The sequence below is a fragment of the Niallia sp. 01092 genome (genome assembly GCF_052318935.1).
GTDB lineage: Bacteria > Bacillota > Bacilli > Bacillales > Cytobacillaceae > Niallia.
The window spans coordinates 1-21,881 of the sequence record NZ_JBQRKO010000004.1; the positions used below are offsets into that span (position 1 = coordinate 1).

Consider the following 21,881-nt stretch of genomic DNA (forward strand, 5'->3'; position numbering starts at 1 on the left):
CTACTTTAATAAACGCTTATTAATCGTCCATTTTAAGAGTATATGACTTATAAAAAAAAGAAAAAAAGATAAAGAGAAATTAAGAATTAGGCCGTATTCTGATTCTCTAAAAGTAATAGGTTCAATATTAAACGTAATAATATGAAAAAATGGTATTATATTACCACCTGTTAAATATTCCGTTGATACATAACCTCCAATGACTATAATAGGAACCATTACTTTTTTTGAAAAAAGTACTATAAAAAAGGCAATAGCTATATATAAAAGAGACTGAAATAAATATGGCAGCAATAAATTAAAAAAATAATTTTTATAATGTATTAAATTCAATATTAAACAATCAATAATAAGAAGTATTTCATATAATAATGTAAAAATACTAACTCTTAGTATACCATGCTGAAAAATGGTAAGAGGATAGGTAAACAGAACAGTATTTCCATCCTCTTCAAAATAATCATAATAAAGAAATATTATCCACCATGCTGAAAAAGGAACAACTAAAAATTCCATTTCTTTTAAAAGAATAAAATTAAGCTTGTTATCCAATAATACCATTTGAAAAAGAAAAATGATTTGAAGTAGAATAGGTAAATAAAAGGAATATCCTAGAGCTTTTATTTCAAAAGGAAGGTTTAGTTTTTTTAACATACTACATTTACCCTTTTCGTCAAATATAAATAGGTATCTTCTAACGTTGTTTCTACCAATTTTGCATTAGGAATATAGGATTCTGAGAAAAATCTAACTAAATAAGAATCGCTTAATTGTTTTGTTGAAATAATATCTTCTTCGTTTATTGCTAATTTTTTTTCAATAGGGATTTCTATTTCCCATACCATCCCCGTAGTTATTTCTATTAATTCTTTTCTACTTCCAGTTTGTAAGACCTTTCCTTGTTTCATAATAGCAATATTATTACAAGTAGATTCTAAGTCTTCCACAATATGACTTGAAATAATGATTATTCGGTCTTCTGATAATTTTCTTAAGAGTTGTCTAAAGCGTACGCGTTCTTCAATATCTAAACCAGCTGTAGGTTCATCTACAATAATAATTTTTGGATTTCCCAATAAAGCTTGTGCTATTCCCAGACGTCTTAACATACCACCTGAGAGATTTTTTATTTTCTTTTCTCTTTCATTCATTAAATTGACCGCAGAAAGAATGTTATCTATAGTAGTGTTTCTATTTGTTTTTATTGTTAAACCTTTTAAGATTGCGAAATGATTCATGACCTCTTTAATAGTTAAGTTTTTATAAATAGAAAAATGTTGTGGCAGGTAACCAATATGGTTTCTCACTTTTTTTACATTTTCCCATGAAATATCCTCTAAATGTATACTTCCGTTATCTTGTTTTTCAAGTGTTGCAATAATTCGCATCAGCGTAGTTTTTCCGGCACCATTTGGTCCAAGAAGACCAAATGATCCTTTTATTTGGAGAGAAACATTGTTTAAGACTTGCTTTCCTCTAAAGCTTTTATTTATATTATTTAATACTAAATTACTCAACATTTTCACCTACCCTATATTTCTTTAATAAAATTTGAACATCTTCCCATGACACTTTTCCACTTCTTATCATAGTAAACCATTCGATACAAAACTTATTTTTCTTGTCGAGATTACTTTCTTCTTTTAGCCAATCGGATAATGTCATTAATACTTTCTTTTTAGTCCCAGTGCTAGGTACCGAATTATACCATTCTATTTTATTTCCCTCATCAATAATATTATTTTGCTTATTATATATATATCCATACATAATTTCAAAAGCTTGCAAAAAGTCAGGGTCTTCCACCACTATATCTAGATACTTCCAAGTTAGTGCGGGAACAAGCCAATATGTATATATATAAGGAATATCAATTAGCCAAGAATCATCAGAATAATTTAACAACAAGATCTCTGGTGAATACCAAACAAACTGATATTGTAGAGAATTATCTGAAATAGATAATGTTGGAACCATCATAACTTTTGAAGGATAAGGTAGAGATAAATTAAAATCTTTTGAAATTTTATCCATCAATGATTTAGTTGCAAATTCAAATTCATTATATTTAAGTCCTTTTATATCACCAGGGAAAACTAGCAATGATTTTCCATTCTTTTTACTTTGCAATTCTCCGGTTGTTAATGTTAAGCCAAAAGAGGAAGTACCTTCCCATTTGTTTTCTCCTTCTTTTTCTAAGTTTGTGTATAACGGTTTTTTTCCACTATATTTAAGTTTATATGATACAAAGTTGTTTACTTGATGGTTTGTTCTTACTAATTGTCCATATTTATTGATAATAAAGGATGGTTTATTATCAACCGATGGAAGCCAGTTAAAGTAAAAAGGGAGGTAGATAGCTCTCTGATTGGCATAAAATAAAGGGGAGCTACTACCCTCATATTCTAATTCAAGAGACCACTTTGTTTTAGATTTCCATACTTTTTTTAAAAAGATTTGAATAGAATCTTGATCTTGCTTAAACTTTAATTCTTCATTTCCAACCCTAATACTTTTTATTTTTAAATCATGGTATAAAGAAAGAGTAAAATCTTTTAAGTCTTTATTACTATCATTCATCAAAACCATTTTTACACGAGACTTTAATAGTCTATCAATATCTAAATCAATATCATAGGATAAAATTGTTAAGTTATTATTCTCTATATAGTTAGATTTTTTTTCATAATAAGAAATATCATAAAATTCTCTGGATTTTTTACTCTCGTCTCCACTTACATATAACTGCCATTTTAAACTTAGAGGATAAGCAATTGTCATTATTAATAGAGATGAAATAGATAAAATTAACCAAGCAAATTTTTTTTCTAGTAAATTTTTACCTTTATATAAATAAAGGGTATACGTAACAACTAAAATTATTATCCACAATAGATGGGTTAACCAATAGAAGATATCTATGGAAAATCCATAATGACTATTATATACTCCATAAGGATTTGGATCTCCTAAATTTAACCACCTTGTAACTTGTTTCCATTGTGTTCCAATAAAAGCTGTATTCATTGGCCCTATTAACGCCCAAATAATTAAAGTTAATGGGAAAATGAGTTTACTTTTAATAATGATTGCTAATAGATAGCCAATACAGTAGCTAATAAAAAAAGGTATACAAAAATAGAGCAAAAAATAGAGAAACGCACTTAAATAAAAATGCGTAACTGGCCATCCTTTTAAAAAGTAATAACTTAAAAAAAGAAGGTACGATAATATACTTAAACCAAAAGCAACAATTGCACCATATAAGATATTAGAAATTATTTTATATAATAATGCATCTTTGATGGTTAAGAATAAATCAGTTAATTGATGCTTGTCCTCTGAACGCATTACCATGACGCCAAATAGCAAAAAAGCTAAAATACCTCCTTGAACTAGAAAACTTGTAGAGGTTAACATTTGTCCAGGTGATTGTATGTCATACAAGGCAAGTATTTCATAGCTAAAGAACCCTAGTAAAAGCAACCAAAATAATAGCTGTCTTTTAAACTGTAACCATAATAAAACTATACTGTTAATTATAATATGCAATATTTTCCCCTCACTTAGAAATAAATAATATATGATATTATTTTACTACAAAAAAGGAAATAAAATAATAAAAATGAAAAATTTTAACTTTTTTATAGGTAAATATGGTAATATTGACTTGTTGAATTAATTTGTGGAGGGGAAAAAATGAAAATTAAAAAAGCTTTAGGAGGAATTTTAACTTTTGGAGTGTTAATGTTATTTGGCTTTAATGCTTATGCATCAAGTTCTTTTGCCCAAATAGATAGTAGTAATCCAGACGCTTCTGGTTCACAAGTCTACTGTGGTGATCATGTGATGGATTCATTCTGGGCAAATAACGATAGTAGTATAGATTATTACGCTTATATTATGCAAGAAATAACAGGTCCTAATAAATCAGTTCATACTCGAACAGTTGGTGATAATCAAGAAATTTATGAATCTAATATTTGGATAGTAGATAAAGATGATTATTATGTAAGAGCAAAATGGACTGGTGAAGCTGGTCTTTATTATTTGCAAGGGGCAGCTGGAATGGAAAGTAAATAGGGAAATTAATTTAACTTTTAAAGATAGATTTCTAACATAATAGTTTTAAGAATAATACTGTATAGGGGGCTGTTTCATAAGTCATATTACTTATGAGATAGCTTTCTTCTTTATATGTGAATAGTGTCTAGTAAATAACATTTCTTTTTGCTCTTATGTTTTTAACAACATAGGGGCTTTTTTACATATGATAGCAAGTACAATAAATTAGTTGTGCCTGTTCGGAACGTTTTTGGTTAAACTTTATTTTAAATCTACATCATATGCAATAAGGTTTGAGAAAGTCCTTATGAAAAGATTAAGGAAATTTTCATTAGAGCTTGAGCCTAATAAGACTAGGTTAGTAGAGTCTGATCGTTTTACCAGTAAACATGCACAGAAAAAAAGGAAGAAATTAGAAACGATATACTTACTAGGTTTTACACATTACGGGAAACAAACTATTCTATTGAACAAATTAAAGAAGCTGTTAATAAACTGGACTCGTCAATTAGAGTTACTTTTGATGATACAAACAAAACAATTAATGTAACGCCAAATACAGTAAAGACATTTGTAGGAATTATCCATAACAGTATTGTACAACGTTTGATGTCCGGTGAAGTTGAAATAGCTATTTAGAATTGTAACTTTTGATCAAACTTTTTTATAAAAACTAACTGTACATTAAAACCGATCTCATACATTTTGATCAATCTTTTTTCAAAATGAGTGGGTTTCTTCTATTATAAAATCAACGTTTGCAGCTCACTTTTGATCAAACTTTATTTCAAAGCTACAAATTTTTGTGGATTTATAATAAAGTTTGATCATTTGTAACAAAGATTGATTATTTCTAAAAAAGATTGATCATTTATAATAAAATTTGATAAAAAATAGCCTCTTCGGGTTTGATATCCGTAAGAGGCTATTTTTGTGTTTCTAAATAAAAAAGAGGTGAATTTATGTCTAAACGCAAACGTTCAGTATCAATTGACAAAAAATTAAAAGATGGTTTTGGGCAAGGAATGGGCATTGATTACAAACCATGGGTTACTATTCAAGATGTACCATCTTTAGGACGTTCAACTCGATTAAAAGGGATAAAAGTAAAAAGACAGTTTGAATTTCTCTCAGATTAAAACGAAACTACTTTTATTTATTGGAATATTCAGGTTTTATTGTGGATATTCGTGAACAGTTTCCTTTATTACCAATTGAAGAAACAATTATCATCGCAGAAGAATTAGGGATTAAACACCCCACAGATCCTAATACAGGCGAACCAGTAGTAATGACAACAGACTTTTTAGTAACGGTAAGTAAAAATCAGCAGTATCAGAGCTAGAACTTTGAAATATAAAGATGAACTTATGAATAAAAGAGTGTTAGAGTAGTTTGAAATAGAGCGTATCTATTGGGAACGGCAGAATATAGATTGGGGAATTGTTACAGAGTTAGAGGTTTCTAAAAGATTAACGAGATTTTACACGTTAATAAAGTCAGAAAAGATTTTTCAGAGAAGGTGAGAGCGATATGATCTTTTATAACCAAGTCTATCAATATACTGATAGAGAAGAAGAGAATCGTATTCGTGTTATTGAAATAAATGATAATGCAGCATACTTGGTTGATCTTCATGGAGATACTTCGATGCCTAAAAAAATTTTACTTTCAGATATGGAGAATGAAATACAAAATGATATTTTACTTCCTATCCCAGATCCATATGCAAAAGAGTATCGTGAAAGAGGAGACCGGGATTATCGACTAGATGCCAGTTTGAATCTAGAAGAATTTACTAAAATCGTGATTCATCTTGTCCTGCATCATAATAAAAAAATTATTAATAAATATCCATTAGAAAAAGAAATGATAACCGCAGGATTAGCGGATACCCCAATTAATTTATGGACTTGGGGAATTGAAAATAAAAAAGGTAGATTACAGACAATTAGCGATAAAAATATATTGAGGTTGAATTTACTACCTAAAGGTAAAGCTCGTATCACAAGAGCAGGCATTAAATTTAAAGGATTGTCTTATGGCTCGGAAAAGGCTATAAATGAGCAGTGGTATTTAAAGATGAAAAATAAAAGTATTGAGGTAGTTTTTGATCCACGAGAAATGAACCAAATATATATCCCACATTCTGATGGTCGTAATTTCGATATATGTTATCTCTTAGATAGCAGTCATCAATATAAAAATAACTCTTTAGAAGAAATTGAATTTTATCAGCAGCTCTTACAAGAAATAAAATTACGATAAAGTACTAAGCAAAAAGAAAATACACTTAATGCAGATGCAGCGATTGACTCCATTATTAAACAAGCAGTTAAAGAGAAAAAGCAAACTTCTTCTGAAAGTAGTAAAGCAGAACGTTCGGTTATATTAGCTGGAATTCGTACAAATTCAGCTCTTTGGTCTTTTGTTAGTAATTCTTTCCCTCTTGATACCATATTTCCACCATCCCTTCAAAAACATAGATTATTTCTATTTTTCCAGATATCGATAAACAGTTGTCCGGGACACACCCCACCTTTGAGCGATATCCGTAATGGACGTCCCATTTGCCACCAATGTTTTCAACATTTCAATTCTTTTTTATCTAATTTCTCCGGTCTTCCTCCTAATCATCCTCTGGCTCTTGCTGCAGCACGACCAGCTGCTAAACGCTCTTGGATAAGATTACGCTCAAATGCAGCAAAAAGATGGAACATAAGTTGTCCCGTTGCACTGGCTTTGTCCATGGTGATGTTTTCCTGTAAGCTATGGAAGCTAATACCACAATCGTTAAGGTCATTCACTATTTTTATTAAATGTTGCATATTTCTTCCTAAACGACCTAAGCGCCGCCATACTACTATCGTGTCACCAGAGCGTACAAATCTAAGGTCTTCTTCCAATTCTTGTCTTTTATCACGATAAAACAGAAAAATTAAAAAACAAAGGATGAAATAAATGAAGGTAGGATATGCACGTGTTAAGATAACCCTGAGACAACACTGCCTGAAAATTGTAGATTTGATGCTTGTATTGTGATTTCAAAGGATTATCAAATGGATGATTCAATTTATGAAGGTAAACTCTCTGGTGGAAAATACCTTATTTACGAAGTCAAACATACGGCAGAAGATATTCAAATAGCATATGCTGATATTTTTTCATCTCTACAAAGTAATGGATATCAAATTGATAATAAACCTATTTTGGAAAAATACACTGGTGATATGATTAACAATCCTTATTGTGAAATCTGCGTGCCCATAAAATCATGACTTATCGGCTGTTGCTGTAGAACATCAAAAAATTATTAACAGCGAACAAACTTAAAGAGCATGTTTTAAAGAAGTGTATTAAAAACATGCTCTTATTCTATTAATGGTGAATTTTTCTTCATTTCTTATTCAACTAAGTATTCACTCCATCAAGAAGAAAATAAGCTAGATCCATTAATTATCATCACTAGAAATTAACGTTGTTTCATATATCGTTTTATTATGCTTTTCATGAAAGATTGAACAACCTCATAACCTACTGCATATCCAGCACAAAAAGAAAGACCTACAGGTTGGTATCCTTCTTGTTTGGCAATCTCATCACCAAACATATAACTACTTACCTCAGCAAATCCTTTTAATGATAATACAAATTAAACACATCAAAATGAATATTCATCAAATTTTATATTATTTATGCTACGTGATTGTTTTTATCTGATCTTGCCAATTTGCTATGTTTATATCCATATATAAAATAAATAATTAATCCTATTACAAGCCAGACAGCAAAACTAATCCAAGTTAAACCTGGCAATTGAAGAGCTAAATATAAACAAAATACACATGCTAAAATTGGTATTATTGGTACAAATGGAACGCGGAAACCAGCTGTATTTGCTATTTTAGATTTACGTAAAAATAAAATTCCAATTGAAACCGTCATGAACGCAAATAATGTTCCGATATTCGTTAATTCAGCTAATCTACCTAATGGAATGAAACCTGCAAAGATTGAAACTAATACACATGTAATCCAAGAATTCAAAACAGGTGTTTGTTTCTTTTTATTAACTTTTGAAAATACTTTTGGTAATAAGCCATCTCGACTAATGGCATAAAATAAACGAGTTTGTCCATATATCATAACGAGTAATACTGTTGTAATCCCTCCAATTGCACCTAGAGAAATAAATCCAGCCGCCCAGTCCTGGTTAATGTAATTTAATGCAAATGCTACTGGATTTTTTACATTTAACTGATCATAAGGTACAATTCCTGTTAAAATAAGCGAAACGATAATATACAATGCTGTACATACAAATAAAGAAGCAATAATACCGATCGGCATATTTTTTTGTGGATTACGTACCTCCTCAGCAGCTGTTGCTACTGCATCAAAACCAATATAAGCAAAGAATACCGTTGCTGCACCAGTTGCAACACCAGAAAAACCAAACGGCATAAACGGAGTCCAATTTTCTGGTTTTACGTACCATACGCCTACACCAATAAATAATAAAACAACAGCAATTTTTATAATAACTAGCACTGCATTAAAGCGAGCTGATTTTTTTACACCTTGGGTTAATAGAAATGTAAGGAGAAAAACAATCATAATAGCAGGTACATCAATATACGTTCCCTTAGCTGGGTCGTATGCGCTTGTTAAAGCTGTCGGAAAATGAATCCCCAATCCCGCTAATAAACCTTGAAAGTACCCAGACCATCCACTTGCAACAGCTGATGAGGCAAGTCCGTATTCTAATATTAAATCCCAGCCTAAAATCCAGGCAATTAATTCTCCAAACGTTGCATAGCTATACGTATAGGCGCTTCCCGAGACAGGTACACTTGAAGCAAATTCCGCATAACAAAGTGCAGCAAAAATACACGCTAAACCGGATAAAATAAACGAAATAATTAAGGCAGGACCTGCATGTTCAGCGGCTGCTACTCCTGTTAAAACGAAGATGCCTGTTCCAATAATGGCACCGATTCCGAGCATGGTTAAATCAAATGCACCCAAGTCTTTTTTTAGCTGAAGCTTCTTGTTGTCTGATTGAGATAATAATAAATTAATTGACTTCTTTCGAAAAAAATTCATGTACATTTCTCCATTAATATTATTTATATGTTAGATGATGGATATCAATAATGAAGATATTCCGCTTACATTGGATATCCATCAAATACCATATATTTTGTAATTTCTGCTTAGATAGGATAAAAATAATTCTATTGTTTTTGTATAAATTTTCAGAATATAAATGATAAAAAATTTTTTTGTTGCCCCCTTGGAAATGTAGAAGTGATGTGTGCCAAGGAGGGATTTTTCGAATCTAGTATGAATATCTATTATAAAGTTTTCACTCAAAAAATTATTTTTACTGATTAATACCGCATGTTAGAATTTTTCCTATCCAACAATCTTTTTTCAGCAAGTTTATCTGCAGCACGATGAGTCGATATATTTTCAAGTTCAGCAATTTTAAATATTTTTTGGAGATTAGTGTATATAGCATCAATCTTATTGATAGTACGTTCACGATTAAAACCGTGAAGTCCATCTTCTCCAGCAATTAATCCACCAGCATTAATTACATAATCAGGTGCATATATAATCCCTTTCTCTTTTAGCATATCTCCGTGGTATTCTTCCTTTAGCTGATTATTTGCTGCACCTGCTATTACACGTGTTTTTAGACGATTGATGGTGTCATCATTAATAATAGCCCCTATTGCACAAGGAGAGAAGATATAGCATTCTACATCATAAATTTCATCAACAGCTACTTCTTTAGCTCCAAATTCATTTACAGCTTTTTTACATTTTCAGCGTTAATATCAGTAACAATTAAATTAGATCCTTCTTCATGCAGGTGACGACATAAATTGTAGGCTAGACTGCCTACTCCTTGGACTGCAATCACTTTACCAGTTAAATCTTCTGAACCAAAAGCTTTTAGAGCTGCAGCTTTTACCCTTTTGTATACTCCATATGCCGTTAAAGGTGATGGGTTTCCATATCCTCCTAATTCAGGTGAAACTCTAGTAACGATAAAGGAGGATTGTTAAACTCCGAAGGTCAGTATAGATGAGGATATAATGAAACTAAATGAAAGAAGATAATAAGATTCCTAATTTATATTTAGTATTTATTCAAACTAGAAATCCATATATCTCCTTCCCTAAAGTACTACGTCTTTTTCAACTATTGTTTCTCTTAATTACCATCCGCGATCTTGCATACGAGCTTCAGGAGATAAAGAAGAAATTTCAATTCCCTTCATCGCTGTTCCAAGATCTTTTGATAATTCAGCAATAAGCTTGTAGTCTTGATAATGAGTTGTTGCTTCTACAATCGCTCTTGCATATTTTGCTGGATTCTCAGATTTAAAAATACCAGATCCAACAAATACACCATCTGCTCCAAGCTGCATCATTAAAGCAGCATCAGCAGGAGTTGCTACTCCGCCTGCAGCAAAGTTTACAACTGGAAGACGACCTAATTTTTTAATTTCAAGAAGAACTTCATAAGGAGCACCAAGAAGCTTAGCTTCAGTCATTAACTCATCTTCATTCATATGTACGACTTTGCGCACTTGAGCATTTACTTTACGAATATGTCTTACAGCTTCAACAATGTTTCCTGTACCCGGCTCCCCTTTTGTACGAAGCATTGCTGAACCTTCTCCAATGCGGCGAGCTGCTTCACCAAGATCACGGCAGCCGCAAACAAATGGAACGGTAAATTCTTTTTTAAGTAAATGGTACTCTTCATCAGCAGGAGTTAATACTTCACTTTCATCAATGTAGTCTACTCCCATCGCTTCCAATACACGAGCTTCTACAATATGACCGATTCTTGCTTTAGCCATAACAGGAATCGTTACAGCATTTAATACTTCTTCAACAATACGTGGATCAGCCATTCTTGCTACTCCGCCAGCTGCACGAATATCTGATGGTACTCTTTCTAGAGCCATAACAGCAACTGCTCCTGCTTCTTCTGCAATTTTGGCCTGCTCTGCATTGACAACGTCCATAATAACGCCGCCTTTTTGCATCTCGGCCATTCCGCGTTTAACTCGATCTGTACCCGTTTTCATTGTGTTTCCTCCAAACATCGCAATATCTAAATAGATTCACCATAATATAAATACTAAATACAAAAACCAATATATCAGCTTTGTTTGATATTATCATGAGTAAATCTCTTATACAAATAATTTGTTAGAAAATATGACATTTAATTTTTGAAGAAAATATTATAAATATATAAACATCATTTGTATTACAGTCCTAAAAAATTGTGAAAGACTAATAACTATTTTTTAGGAAAGGAATGAGTTATCACATCGTTATATTCTCTTCCTAATTTAAAGTTCTACATAAATTTAAGTTTTAGTCCTAAATAGTAACAAAAGGTTAGGTCTGCAAAATCTTGATGTAAATAGTTTGTAATTGATTAAAAGATTCTTGTAGATTTTATTTATCTAGGTTAACGTATGATTAAGCGATTAAAAATTAACTAATGAAAGTAGAAAACAAACTCTAGCTGAAAGGTAGTGAAGATTTACATGAAAAATATTAGTCAAATCAATCGTTCTTCTTTGAGAGATCAGGTATATAAAAGATTAAAATCTGCCATTATAAATCTAGAATTAGAGCCTAATCAACGAATTAATGATAAACTCTTAGCTGAAGAATTTGGTGTCAGCAGAACTCCTGTGAGAGAAGCCCTTAAAAGGTTAGAAGATGAAAACTTAATTGTATCTTCTCCTGGTTCTGAGACAAAGGTTAGTTTAATCGATACCCATCAAGCGAAAAATGCCTTTACTGTAGTAGCATCGCTTCATTCTCTTGCAGCTAGACTAGCGATTCCTCATTTAAAAACAGAAAATTGCCATGAAATGGAAAGAATTAATTCTGAATTTGAGATAGCAATTAAGCAAAGGAATGCAAAAGAAGCTATCAAAAAAGATAATGAGTTTCATGAGGTAATTTTGAAAGCATCTGGAAACCCAGAGATCTCTGTAGCGTTGGAGAGACTTATGCCAAAGATTAGACGACTTGAGTTATTTAAATTTAACTCAGTTGATGGAATAACTTCTGTAAAACAACATCAGAGAATAATTGAATGTATAGGTCAACAAGATAAAAAAGAATTAGCCGACCTCTTAGAAGAAAACTGGTTAAGTCTCTCTCAACTTCTTACAGAAGACTCGTAAGACAAAGTAACCTCCTTTTCGAAAAATAACTGTCATATATTCTAACAATATAGTTGTATAACCAATTTGCTCATGATATGGTAAAAAAGAAGTTGATATACTTCTTTTTTAAAACCGATATATTGGTTATTGATTTTTAATTTTTTCTTAAGAGAGGGGAAAGTTTAATGGTTAATGTTTCAGAAGAGATTACAAAGCATGAAGTTCACGATCCAGATGTTTTACGCACAGCACGCGAATTAATTGATAAATGCTCATCACCACGGATGATGCAACAAGAAGTTATTAATGCTGTTAAGAGAAATGACGTATGGAGAGGTAAAGAATGCCTTAATCTATTAGCTCCAGAGGCGCCAACAAGCCCGACTGTTAGAAATCTTTTAGCTTCTGAAGTTGGAACAAGAGCTGCAGAAGGACATATTGGCCCTACGCAAAGATGGTTTGCTGGAACTACTTATATAGATGAGATTGAATCACTATGTGTAGAGCTTCTAAAAAAAGTATTCAAGTCTAATTATGCCGATCACCGCTTGATAGCGAGTATGGTTGGTAACCTCACTGTGTATTCAGCTCTGACAAAACCTGGTGATAACATTATGACCATTCCTCAACCAACAGGCGGACACTCTAGCAATCGTTATGATGGACCAGCAGGAATCAGAGGCTTAAATATATTTGATGTACCGATGGATGCAAAAGAATTGACTGTGGATTTAGATGCCTTTGCTAAGACAGCCCGTGAAATTAAACCACGCCTTGTAGCTCTTGGGGCATCAATGACTTTATTCCCTTTTCCACTAAAAGAAATGACCGCAATCGTACAAGAATGGGGAGGAAAAATTTTCTTTGATGGTGCTCATCAGCTTGGATTAATTGGTGGAGGACAATTTCAAGATCCCCTTCGTGAAGGAGCTTGCATTATGACAGGTTCTGCCGGAAAAACTTTTAGCGGTCCGCAAAGTGGTATCATTGTATGGAATGATCCTGAAATCAATAAATCAGTAACAGATGCAATCTTTCCTGCGCTTGCAGCTACTCACCAAGTTAATCGTGTTGCGGCACTTGCTGCAGCTTGTGCAGAGTTTCTTGCGTTTGGTCAAGAATATATGGCGCAAATCGTAAAGAACGCTCAGGCATTAGGTAAAGCTCTTCAAGAAAGAGGTTTAACAATGCTTGGTGCTCATAAAGGTTTTACCCGAACACACCAAGTGATTGCTGATGTCCGTGCATTTGGCAATGGACTTCAAATAGCCAAAAAATTAGGTCGGGCAAACATTATAACCAACAAGAACCTTATTCCAAGTGATAAACCAGAAGATTGGGATTATCCAAGTGGATTGCGCATCGGAACAACAGAGGTAACAAGATTAGGTATGAAGGAAGAACAAATGGAAATTATAGCAGACTTTATTCTAGATGTCTTGAAAAACAAAAAATCAACTGAAGAAGTTCGCAAAGAAATTATTGATTTCCGTAAAGCTTACCAGAAGATACATTATTGCTTTGATTAATATAAAAAGAAATAAGAAGCTGACTAAAAAGGAGTTTAAAACGACCTTTTGGAGTTCAGATTTTTTTAAAAAGAGAAGTAAGCATAAATTTTTTGGAGTTAAAGGATACTGCATTATGTTTTGTTATAGATTTAAAATTTACCAAGATCTAATTCATAAAAAGTCATAAAAAATAAGGAGTGATACATATTAGTCATGTATAATATGTATCACTTGTTTACTACTTTTTCTGCAATCGCTCCCTATTCAAAGATCGGCATTTAACTCAATCCTTTATTCCATTAAAATACCCAGAACTTCGGTTCCTTCAATTTAGCGCTAGACTCTTGGAAATGAACCCTTCATCATATGATCATTTAAATGTTCTCCAGCCTCAATTAAGTAGCAAATGCTGTAGCTGTATTGAAATTATTAAAAGGGGATTTAAAAGGAAAAAATATCTTAATTAATATTCCACATTCTGGAACTGGTATGTCAACACTAAACTAGACAATTTTTTTAAGGTGTTCTTTTTTGTATTCAATTGGGCTTAAATACCCGAGTGTTCCATGAATTCTGATGTGATTAAACCAATGAACGTAATCATCTAATTCTAATTTCAACTGTTCCAAACTATCAAAATACATTCCTTTTATAAATTCTGTCTTGATACTTTTAAATGTGGCATCACCCCAGTTTTAGCTTATGGGCGAATGAAGGATACGTGAAGATCCCTTTTTCTTAAAGCAAAAGAACCAACAGCGAAACCAAAAGAAACCGTAAATTGTTATGACTTTTCTTCATGTTTTCTAACCTTCCATCGCGAGACCATTAGAAGCACCAGTGGCAGTAAACCGAATAAATACAACGCGACATTGCCCTGTAAAACCCCTAATTTAAACATGTCATTGATATTTTTCGGAATCATGGCAATGATGTAGATAACCGGAAGCAAGCCATACATAAATGGACGAATGCTCTTTTTGAAGAGTTGAGCCAGTCCTAAAGCACCACCATAGTAGAAGATCGTAAAGGAAGAAAACATTTGCATAATCCATATTACGAGCAACAAAGACTCATATCGTTCAAAGATCAAACCGGTGACTTCAAAACTTCGTATAAGATCAAGTGTCGGCCATGTTCTCGTGACCACTCCATCAACAGATAATGCTCCGATAACCATTACGACCGTTATCAAATAAAAAATCAACGGAAAAGCAATTCCAATTAGAACGGCTTTTACTGCTTTCATTGGTTCTTTCATAAATGGCAAAAGGAACAAAATGGTTTCAAAACCAGTGTATGATAGACCAGTTGTCTTTACTCCTTTTAGTACCGGTATCACTCCCAGCCCTAGTACCGGGCGTAGATTATCAATTTCAAATAGTTTGAAGCTCATAAAGGCAACAATTATAAAAAAGATGACGGTAATAGGCAAGATAATTTCAAACATTCGGGCGATCGGATTTATTCCGCCAATTATCAGATACAGACCTACCCACATAAATGTCATGATGATTGCCCAGGTAGGGGTGCCTTCCAACAAAAAAAATGTCAATACTTCTGCTAGCGCTCGGACTTGAAACCCACAAGCTGTAAAAAAATAACATACAATAAGCAGACTAAGTAACCCTCCAACCCATTTACCAACAATTTCTTGACTGTATTCATAAAAGGTTTTTCCGGGAAACTGTTGGCTTAATTTAACAATGAACACTCCTGCGATCATCGTGATCAGACCGCCTAAAATAACGGTGATCCATATATCTGGAGTTTTCACCTTCTCTACCGCTGTTCTGGGCAAAGTGAGGATTCCTACTCCGAATATACTATTGATCACGATAACAGTTGCCTGCCCGGTCGTAATTCGGTCTTTTGAACTGGTAATCATTGATGGTCACTTCCTTATTCACAATTCAGGATTACTACTTTCAATCTGACCGGGCGTTTAGCCCGGTATTTATTTGCTAAATTCTGAAGATCCATAATCTGTTATCGTTAATTGCACATTATACTTGATTGATGCCTCTCTAAAGGTTTGCTCCCAATCTTTTTTGACTTTCTCCCACATCTTGGGATTATGTATTCTCAACTCATTTCCAAACCCGGCAACATCAACTTTGTAATCTTCTTGCATAAGTTTTAATACATGGTCTACCAATCTATTCACCTCTTCTTCGACTGCTTTTTCAGCAGTTTTTAAAGACGTTTTTTCAGAAACTGTCCAATTTTCAGATATGCGCCCCTCAGATTCTATGTTCACATCAAAAGAGATGGTGTTGCCTTTAATATGGGGGGTGATTTTACTTTTCATCGTTTTTACTTCATAGATGATTTGCTGATCAGTCTCTTTATCATAGGTTTTTACTAGACCGCCTTTGCCTTTGCCAGTAATCCATGTTAAGCCCTCCAATTCCTCTTCATTCAAAAACCCTCGAAGCTTGCTGCTTTTTGCTTCAATCACTGCTGCTCCTGAAAATTTCACCTCTCCGTTTGCTGAAATCACATTTTGCACCAGAAAGCTGGAATCTGATTGCAGTTTTCCCATTAATTTTGCAAGTGTTACCGGAGCTAAAATCCTTGTTGTTCGATATTCATTATCAGAAATACCAATGAGTCGAAACGCTGGAATTTCTTTGGCATCTTTTGATTCCAGTGTATCGCTGGCCTGGCCTTTACTTATGACCAATAAACAGCTGGGCCTAATCTCATTATTACGGAGAAACTGATCAAGTAATTGTTCTAAACGATATTTTCGTGCTAGGTTCTCACTTATGACAATGACTTTAAGATGCGGGCTAAAAACCGGAAGCTGGCTTCTTAATGAAAATTCCCGAGTCATTTGATGAACGGAATCACCAGTTTCAGAAATATTAATAAATGCTTTTTGCTGACCTTTCCCTTCACTATTTGATCCCGTTCCAAGAGGATTAACAAATTGATAGGTCAAGGTTAGAATATCCCTTTTGGGGTATAATCCTTCCTGTTCCTTGAGCTTTTTCTCAAAAGAGGATTCCTTTCCTTGATCTAATGCCAAGCCCACACTTAAGCCGACTTCTTCAAGTTCATGGCTGCTCCAGCATCCAGTTAGTGTAAGGAAGGAAAAAACATATAGAGTGCTTAAAATGAAACGAACCTTTTTATTATGCTTCATGCTTTCTACCCCTCCATTTTGAAATAATGAGAAGAATCAGACCAAATAAGTACAATGCAGCATTGCCGATGATATCGCCTAATTTAAATAACTCATCGATACTTCTTGGAATTGCGGAAATGATGTAGATAACCGGAATTAAACCATATATAAAAGGATTAATGCTCTTCTTAAAAAGTTGAGCAAGTCCTAAACAGCAACATAAAAGACAAATGTAAAGGAAGTAAAAATCTGCATAATCCAGATCACGAGCAGTAACGACTCAAACCTCTCAAAGATCAGTCCCGGAATTTCAAAACTCCTCATGAGATCAATAGTAGGCCATGTTCTAGAGACCATTCCGTCGATAGAAAATGCTCCAATGACCATCACTACGGTTATTACATAAAAGAACATGGGAATTGCAATGCCAACTAACATTACTTTTACGGCCTTGTCCGGCTTTTGCATAAACGCCACAAGGAAGAGCATTTATTCTAGTCCGGTAAATGCAAGTGTAGTTGTCTTTACGCCTTTTAGTACAGAGATAATTCCTGCTCCTAATACAGGGCGTAAATGATCAATTTCAAAAAGTTTGAAGCTCATCATCGCAATCAGCAAAAAAAGGATAACAGTAACAGGTAGTATCATTTCAAACAACTGGGCCATCGGATTAATGCCGCCTATGATGAGATAGAGACCGCCCCATATGAATGGCATGATAACAGCCCATGAAGGAGTGCCTTCCAGCAACAAGAAGCCGGTTACTTCTGCAAGTGTTCTGACTTCAAATGCAGAAACCGTAAAAAAGTAAATATCCATTACAAGACTAACCAACCTACCTACCCATTTTCCGACGATGTCTTCACTATATTGATAAACAGTTTTTTTGGGGAATTGCTGACTTAACTTCACCATGACGATTCCTGCCAGTATCGTTATTAATCCGCCCAATATGACGGATATCCACACATCTGGTGTTTTTACCTTCTCAACAGAAGTTCTAGGCAGAGTGAGGATTCCTACAGCAAGTAAAGTATTAATGAGGATGACAGCAACTTGCTGTGTGGTAATTTGTTCTTTTGGCCCGATCATCGCCCGCTGGTTCATATCCTTTCGTCTAATACTATTTTTTGCGCAGGGAATCTGTTGGATGCAGCATTTTTGGACGGCGTTTCATCATCTGGAACGGCATGCGTACAATAAAATCTTTCCAGTCACTTAAGCGATATGAAACTGCCGGACTGACATAAGGTATACCAAAGCTTTTAAGTCTTACCAAATGACTACAAAGCAAGAGAAAAAACAAAAGGACCCCGTACAATCCAAATACAGCTGCGCAAAACATGGCACCAAAACGAAGGAAGCGTAATGAAATCCCTGCACTGTACTGTGGAATTGCAAAGGAGGATATAGCGGTAATGGCCACGACGATTACCATGATGGGGCTTACAATCCCTGCTTGTACAGCAGCTTCTCCAATGATCAGTCCTCCGACAATCCCAATTGCTGGACCAATCGGTTTAGGCAGTCGAAGTCCTGCTTCCCGCATGATTTCAATAGCTACTTCCATAAAAAGCGCTTCAATAAGTGCAGGAAATGGAACGCCTTCCCTCGTACCAATAATTGAAATGGCTAGCTTGGTTGGGATCAATCCGGGATGAAACGAAATAAACGAAATAAACAAGGAAGGCCCCAATAAAGAAATAAGGGCTGCTCCAAAACGCAATTGACGGATGAGTGTTCCGGGAATCCAACGTTCATAATAATCTTCGGGTGATTGTAGCATCATGCTAAATGTAACCGGAACAATCAAAGCAAATGGTGTTCCGTCCAACAAAATAGCCACTCGTCCCTCCATCAGGGCACTTATTACGCGATCTGGGCGCTCTGTACTCTGCACTTGCGGAAAAGGACTAAGGTAATTATCTTCAATAAACTGCTCTATGTAACCTGAATCAGCCAAATTATCCATCTCAATTTTCTTGATTCGTTTCTTTACCTCTTCCATCAAATCCGGATCTGCGATCCCATCCATATAGACAATGACCAGCTCTTTTTTTGCCCGGCTTCCTACTTGGAAATTAATGATTGATAAACTCTCATTTTTGCCAAGGCTTCGTAAAAGGGCGGTATTATCGCTTAACTTTTCGTTAAAGCCAATCCGTGGACCTCTTACTAATGCCTCTGATACTGGTTCTTCAAAATTCCGCGCTTTTACGTTTGTGGTATCAAAAATGAAGACATCAAGTGTTCCATTGATCATTAGTGCAGTCGATCCAATCAATACCTCTGACACTACATTGTTTATGCTGTGTACTTCTTTTAAGTCACTTATTGAAAAAATATGATTTTTTAAAAACTCTTTTGATAAGTTTCCTTTTACAAAAGTTTGCTCCTGATTATACTCTTTTGCTAGTTCTGACATCAACGGTTTCATAATCTGTTTGTTGATGAAATCTTTATCGGATAATCCTTCAACAAAAATAATAGTAGCTCTGACGCCTGTAAAGCCTATGTGAAACTCCCGAAAATGGACATCTGAATTATGGCCGATTACTTGCTTAATATGTTTCAAATCTCTGTCTAAATTCCCTGTTATTTGTTGACCTATTGTTGCTTGATCATATGAAAAATCTTGCTTGTTTTCACCTTGAGTGGTTGAAAACTGTTTTTTCCAGTTTGATTTCATCCATTTCATTCTCATCACTCTTCCTCAAATGTACGGAACCAATTAAAAAATCTTGAAATGGCTAACGGGACGAATAATACAATCAAACCTTGAATGAAGATTTCCCAGTCTGGAAGATAGGAAATGATTGTTTTCCACATAAAACCATCCTTTAAGTGCAAATTGTCTGATCACCATTTACCATAATTCTAAGAGTAAAGTACCGGTTTTTTCTTGGGAAATGTAATGATCAATCATTATTATTAGCCGTAATTATCTGGTATATATATGGAAAATGAATCCATTGATGATCCTTCATGAAAATGATAAAGAAAAGGATCAAAAGTTTTTATGTGAAAGTGCTTGATATCTAAAATTCTACGATCTATTAGACAGGGTATATGGGGGAGCATCAACAAAACGCGAATTTCGTATACTAAGCAAAATTTTATAAAGAAAAAGCCGATTTCCCTATATATTAAGGGCATCGGCTTTTGTTCATATTCTTTTACTTAATCAATTTCTGACATGAAACTTATAATAATACATTTTAAAAAAAGTAATAAAATTACCTATATTAACTAGAAAAGGGTTCATACTGTACATTTTAAAATACCAATTAAGCACTAATATTTTGGTTATGCGCTGTTTCACCTTTATGAGAAACATAACTATGTGCTATCATTCCTAACATTATTACAAACATACCACACCAAGATAAAATAGAGGGGAATGAAGAATGTAATAAAATTAGTTCTCCGATAACAGCAAAAAGAACCTCCATGGATTGTGTTGCTTCAACAGTTGCAAGTTTCTGCATATCTCCTTTAACCATATCAGTCGCTTTAAAAAATAAGATAGTTGCAATTACACCCGAACAAATAGCAACTAAAATAGATTGCATAGTTTGTTCTTTACTAGGCACTCCTGCTGTAAAAAGACCGTACAAGGATAGTAAAAACCAAAATGGTAAGCTAGCTAATGTCATTCCAAGGACACGTTGATAAGCATCTAGACGATCTCCACAAACCTCCATCATCTTACGATTCCCAAGCGGGTAAGCAAAAGAAGCTACAATAACAGGGATAATACCTAACAAAATATCCTTTACAGCAAGCGATTTTGCTTGTTCCATTTGCATAAGGAAAATACCAAGAAGAATAATCAATGACATACCCATACCCTTCATTGGGATTTTTCCTCTTTTCTTAAGAATTCCATTTGGTATTTGAACGGTTTGAATAAAAAGAGGAGCTAACAAAGATCCTGATATAATAGTAATTTGCCATGTCCCAGCAATTATCCATCCTGGTGCATGTGCAGCGGCAAAGCATAATGGAGCGTAAAATAGACCAAATCCTACAAAACTCCATAAAAACCATGTTCTTAAATCCTCTCTCATAACTTGTAATAATACTTTTAATTTTTTTCGACTCATAACAAGAAGTAAAAGGAATGGAAGCATGAAAATAAACCTTAGTGAGGCACTCCATATCCAGCTACCACCTGATAATTCCATTGCTCGATTCAATATAAACGTGAAAGCAAAAAAGAAAGCAGCACATATACCTAAAAAAATAGGGCGCAAATTCCTCACCTCAATCTGTCTCATAAGTCAGCAAATTCCCCAGACTTAACCAGTTTTGTCTACAAGATGTGCTGTTGTTTCTTTATCTTTATTTTTGCACGCCTCTATAATTTGCTGATGTTGTTCTACTGATTTTAAACCATTTATAGAAGTGAACTAAGAAATTTCGAGACGTTGAATCTTAGATATACTTTGTTCTAACGCACGAATAATTTCAGGATTTCCTGCCACATCTAAAAAAACATTGTGGAATAACTCATCGGCTTCAATTGCTTTTATAATATCTTTTTTTTCAATAGATAATAGTAAGGCTTTATTACTGAACTCTAATTCTTGAATAACCGACTCTTTTAATAATGGCACTGCTAATCGAGCAGCTAACGAATGTAAAACTGCTATCACGGTAAATGCGTGTTTCGCCTCCTCAAGGTTTAATGGTGCAACGCGTGTAACTGAGCCAGGAATAGATTCAACTAGTCCTTCATCTTCAAGACGTTTCAACGCCTCTCTAACCGGAGTACGGCTAATTCCCAATTCTTCTGCTAACTCTTTGTCATTTAAGCGTAGCTCTGGTTGTAGCTCTAATGTAACAATTGCTTTTTTCAAAGTTAGATATACTTCATCTCTAAATGACATACGTATAATGGGTTTAATAACATCCTTTTCCGTAAAACCAATATATCGGATATTGGTTTTATAGT

18 protein-coding genes and 7 pseudogenes are annotated in these 21,881 nt (G+C 33.9%); 8 read left to right on the forward strand and 17 right to left on the reverse strand.

What is annotated here, in order from left to right:
• Genes ACTXGU_RS05160 through ACTXGU_RS05170 form a run of 3 tightly spaced genes read right to left on the reverse strand, consistent with a single transcriptional unit; the run spans position 1 to position 3,552 of the window.
• Positions 1-654, reverse strand: coding sequence for a hypothetical protein (locus tag ACTXGU_RS05160; protein WP_443480439.1), 654 nt, complete (start codon positions 652-654; stop codon positions 1-3).
• Complete coding sequence (locus ACTXGU_RS05165) at positions 648-1,520, reverse strand: ABC transporter ATP-binding protein (RefSeq protein ID WP_443480440.1); 873 nt, start codon at positions 1,518-1,520, stop codon at positions 648-650. The genes ACTXGU_RS05160 and ACTXGU_RS05165 overlap by 7 nt, the downstream gene beginning before the upstream one ends.
• Positions 1,510-3,552: a hypothetical protein gene (locus ACTXGU_RS05170; protein ID WP_443480441.1), complete on the reverse strand. Its 2,043-nt coding sequence runs from the start codon at positions 3,550-3,552 to the stop codon at positions 1,510-1,512. The genes ACTXGU_RS05165 and ACTXGU_RS05170 overlap by 11 nt, the downstream gene beginning before the upstream one ends.
• Before the next feature lie 147 nt (positions 3,553-3,699).
• Between ACTXGU_RS05170 and ACTXGU_RS05175 the strand changes: the two genes are divergently transcribed.
• The 5 genes from ACTXGU_RS05175 to ACTXGU_RS05195 all read left to right on the forward strand — a co-directional run bounded on the left by ACTXGU_RS05175 (position 3,700) and on the right by ACTXGU_RS05195 (position 6,333).
• Positions 3,700-4,083: a hypothetical protein gene (locus ACTXGU_RS05175; protein ID WP_443480442.1), complete on the forward strand. Its 384-nt coding sequence runs from the start codon at positions 3,700-3,702 to the stop codon at positions 4,081-4,083.
• A 289-nt stretch (positions 4,084-4,372) separates the two neighbouring features.
• Positions 4,373-4,615 carry a hypothetical protein gene (locus ACTXGU_RS05180; protein WP_443480443.1) on the forward strand — a complete coding sequence of 81 codons (243 nt, stop codon included), beginning with the start codon at positions 4,373-4,375 and terminating at the stop codon, positions 4,613-4,615.
• Positions 4,616-5,027: 412 nt separating this feature from the next.
• Positions 5,028-5,204: a hypothetical protein gene (locus ACTXGU_RS05185; protein WP_443480444.1), complete on the forward strand. Its 177-nt coding sequence runs from the start codon at positions 5,028-5,030 to the stop codon at positions 5,202-5,204.
• Between the two features lie 20 nt (positions 5,205-5,224).
• Positions 5,225-5,410 (forward strand): TnsA endonuclease N-terminal domain-containing protein, encoded by a 186-nt coding sequence (locus ACTXGU_RS05190; RefSeq protein ID WP_443480445.1) that lies wholly within the window; start codon positions 5,225-5,227, stop codon positions 5,408-5,410.
• A gap of 188 nt (positions 5,411-5,598) precedes the next feature.
• Complete coding sequence (locus tag ACTXGU_RS05195) at positions 5,599-6,333, forward strand: Mu transposase C-terminal domain-containing protein (RefSeq protein WP_443480446.1); 735 nt, start codon at positions 5,599-5,601, stop codon at positions 6,331-6,333.
• On the opposite strand, the gene ACTXGU_RS05200 is transcribed toward ACTXGU_RS05195, so the two are convergent.
• Entirely contained in the window at positions 6,300-6,524 is a 225-nt protein-coding gene (locus tag ACTXGU_RS05200; protein ID WP_443480447.1) for a hypothetical protein, read from the reverse strand. The genes ACTXGU_RS05195 and ACTXGU_RS05200 overlap by 34 nt on opposite strands.
• Before the next feature lie 34 nt (positions 6,525-6,558).
• Positions 6,559-6,989: pseudogene (locus tag ACTXGU_RS05205) on the reverse strand (recombinase family protein); the annotation flags it as partial.
• 63 nt (positions 6,990-7,052) lie between these two features.
• Here ACTXGU_RS05205 and ACTXGU_RS05210 point away from each other — a divergent pair.
• Positions 7,053-7,343 (forward strand): annotated as a pseudogene (locus tag ACTXGU_RS05210) (AraC family transcriptional regulator); the annotation flags it as partial.
• A 174-nt stretch (positions 7,344-7,517) separates the two neighbouring features.
• On the opposite strand, the pseudogene ACTXGU_RS05215 reads toward ACTXGU_RS05210, so the two are convergent.
• The 4 genes and pseudogenes from ACTXGU_RS05215 to pdxS all read right to left on the reverse strand — a co-directional run.
• Positions 7,518-7,711 (reverse strand): annotated as a pseudogene (locus tag ACTXGU_RS05215) (DUF2268 domain-containing putative Zn-dependent protease); the annotation flags it as partial.
• 47 nt (positions 7,712-7,758) lie between these two features.
• The gene (locus ACTXGU_RS05220) at positions 7,759-9,171 is read right to left on the reverse strand and encodes an amino acid permease (protein WP_443480448.1); all 1,413 of its coding nucleotides are present in this window, start codon (positions 9,169-9,171) and stop codon (positions 7,759-7,761) included.
• 287 nt (positions 9,172-9,458) lie between these two features.
• Positions 9,459-10,138: pseudogene (locus ACTXGU_RS05225) on the reverse strand (Glu/Leu/Phe/Val dehydrogenase family protein); the annotation flags it as partial.
• A 156-nt stretch (positions 10,139-10,294) separates the two neighbouring features.
• Complete coding sequence (pdxS, locus tag ACTXGU_RS05230) at positions 10,295-11,176, reverse strand: pyridoxal 5'-phosphate synthase lyase subunit PdxS (protein WP_443480449.1); 882 nt, start codon at positions 11,174-11,176, stop codon at positions 10,295-10,297.
• A 471-nt stretch (positions 11,177-11,647) separates the two neighbouring features.
• Here pdxS and ACTXGU_RS05235 point away from each other — a divergent pair, with 471 nt between their 5' ends.
• Together ACTXGU_RS05235 and glyA are read left to right on the forward strand one after the other, a co-directional pair.
• Positions 11,648-12,298 carry a GntR family transcriptional regulator gene (locus ACTXGU_RS05235; protein WP_443480450.1) on the forward strand — a complete coding sequence of 217 codons (651 nt, stop codon included), beginning with the start codon at positions 11,648-11,650 and terminating at the stop codon, positions 12,296-12,298.
• Positions 12,299-12,465: 167 nt separating this feature from the next.
• A complete protein-coding gene (glyA, locus tag ACTXGU_RS05240; protein WP_443480451.1) occupies positions 12,466-13,809 on the forward strand; it encodes a serine hydroxymethyltransferase in 1,344 nt (447 codons plus the stop codon).
• A 485-nt stretch (positions 13,810-14,294) separates the two neighbouring features.
• Here glyA and ACTXGU_RS05245 read toward each other — a convergent pair.
• From ACTXGU_RS05245 to ACTXGU_RS05280, 8 genes and pseudogenes are all read right to left on the reverse strand, one after another.
• A pseudogene (locus ACTXGU_RS05245) lies at positions 14,295-14,477 on the reverse strand (IS3 family transposase); the annotation flags it as partial.
• Between the two features lie 98 nt (positions 14,478-14,575).
• On the reverse strand, positions 14,576-15,679 hold the full coding sequence (locus tag ACTXGU_RS05250; protein WP_443480452.1) for a spore germination protein: 1,104 nt from the start codon (positions 15,677-15,679) through the stop codon (positions 14,576-14,578).
• Between the two features lie 69 nt (positions 15,680-15,748).
• The gene (locus ACTXGU_RS05255; RefSeq protein ID WP_443480453.1) at positions 15,749-16,942 is read right to left on the reverse strand and encodes a Ger(x)C family spore germination protein; all 1,194 of its coding nucleotides are present in this window, start codon (positions 16,940-16,942) and stop codon (positions 15,749-15,751) included.
• Positions 16,932-18,016: pseudogene (locus ACTXGU_RS05260) on the reverse strand (spore germination protein). Before ACTXGU_RS05260 ends, ACTXGU_RS05255 begins: the two are co-directional and overlap by 11 nt.
• A gap of 31 nt (positions 18,017-18,047) precedes the next feature.
• A complete protein-coding gene (locus tag ACTXGU_RS05265; RefSeq protein WP_443480614.1) occupies positions 18,048-19,622 on the reverse strand; it encodes a spore germination protein in 1,575 nt (524 codons plus the stop codon).
• 5 nt (positions 19,623-19,627) lie between these two features.
• Entirely contained in the window at positions 19,628-19,753 is a 126-nt protein-coding gene (locus ACTXGU_RS05270) for a hypothetical protein (protein WP_443480454.1), read from the reverse strand.
• 458 nt (positions 19,754-20,211) lie between these two features.
• Positions 20,212-21,204: a DMT family transporter gene (locus tag ACTXGU_RS05275; RefSeq protein ID WP_443480455.1), complete on the reverse strand. Its 993-nt coding sequence runs from the start codon at positions 21,202-21,204 to the stop codon at positions 20,212-20,214.
• Positions 21,191-21,816: pseudogene (locus tag ACTXGU_RS05280) on the reverse strand (GntR family transcriptional regulator). The gene ACTXGU_RS05275 and the pseudogene ACTXGU_RS05280 overlap by 14 nt, the downstream one beginning before the upstream one ends.
• Positions 21,817-21,881: the final 65 nt, after the last annotated feature.

Excerpts from the sequence above, each read along its gene's own strand:
- ACTXGU_RS05160 (WP_443480439.1), bottom strand. The coding sequence starts at position 654 with ATGTTAAAAAAACTAAACCTTCCTTTTGAAATAAAAGCTCTAGGATAT.
- ACTXGU_RS05165 (WP_443480440.1), bottom strand. The coding sequence starts at position 1,520 with ATGTTGAGTAATTTAGTATTAAATAATATAAATAAAAGCTTTAGAGGA.
- ACTXGU_RS05175 (WP_443480442.1), top strand. The coding sequence starts at position 3,700 with ATGAAAATTAAAAAAGCTTTAGGAGGAATTTTAACTTTTGGAGTGTTA.
- ACTXGU_RS05180 (WP_443480443.1), top strand. The coding sequence starts at position 4,373 with ATGAAAAGATTAAGGAAATTTTCATTAGAGCTTGAGCCTAATAAGACT.
- ACTXGU_RS05185 (WP_443480444.1), top strand. The coding sequence starts at position 5,028 with ATGTCTAAACGCAAACGTTCAGTATCAATTGACAAAAAATTAAAAGAT.
- ACTXGU_RS05195 (WP_443480446.1), top strand. The coding sequence starts at position 5,599 with ATGATCTTTTATAACCAAGTCTATCAATATACTGATAGAGAAGAAGAG.
- ACTXGU_RS05200 (WP_443480447.1), bottom strand. The coding sequence starts at position 6,524 with ATGGTATCAAGAGGGAAAGAATTACTAACAAAAGACCAAAGAGCTGAA.
- ACTXGU_RS05220 (WP_443480448.1), bottom strand. The coding sequence starts at position 9,171 with ATGAATTTTTTTCGAAAGAAGTCAATTAATTTATTATTATCTCAATCA.
- pdxS (WP_443480449.1), bottom strand. The coding sequence starts at position 11,176 with ATGAAAACGGGTACAGATCGAGTTAAACGCGGAATGGCCGAGATGCAA.
- ACTXGU_RS05235 (WP_443480450.1), top strand. The coding sequence starts at position 11,648 with ATGAAAAATATTAGTCAAATCAATCGTTCTTCTTTGAGAGATCAGGTA.
- glyA (WP_443480451.1), top strand. The coding sequence starts at position 12,466 with ATGGTTAATGTTTCAGAAGAGATTACAAAGCATGAAGTTCACGATCCA.
- ACTXGU_RS05250 (WP_443480452.1), bottom strand. The coding sequence starts at position 15,679 with ATGATTACCAGTTCAAAAGACCGAATTACGACCGGGCAGGCAACTGTT.
- ACTXGU_RS05255 (WP_443480453.1), bottom strand. The coding sequence starts at position 16,942 with ATGAAGCATAATAAAAAGGTTCGTTTCATTTTAAGCACTCTATATGTT.
- ACTXGU_RS05265 (WP_443480614.1), bottom strand. The coding sequence starts at position 19,622 with ATGAAATGGATGAAATCAAACTGGAAAAAACAGTTTTCAACCACTCAA.
- ACTXGU_RS05270 (WP_443480454.1), bottom strand. The coding sequence starts at position 19,753 with ATGTGGAAAACAATCATTTCCTATCTTCCAGACTGGGAAATCTTCATT.
- ACTXGU_RS05275 (WP_443480455.1), bottom strand. The coding sequence starts at position 21,204 with ATGAGACAGATTGAGGTGAGGAATTTGCGCCCTATTTTTTTAGGTATA.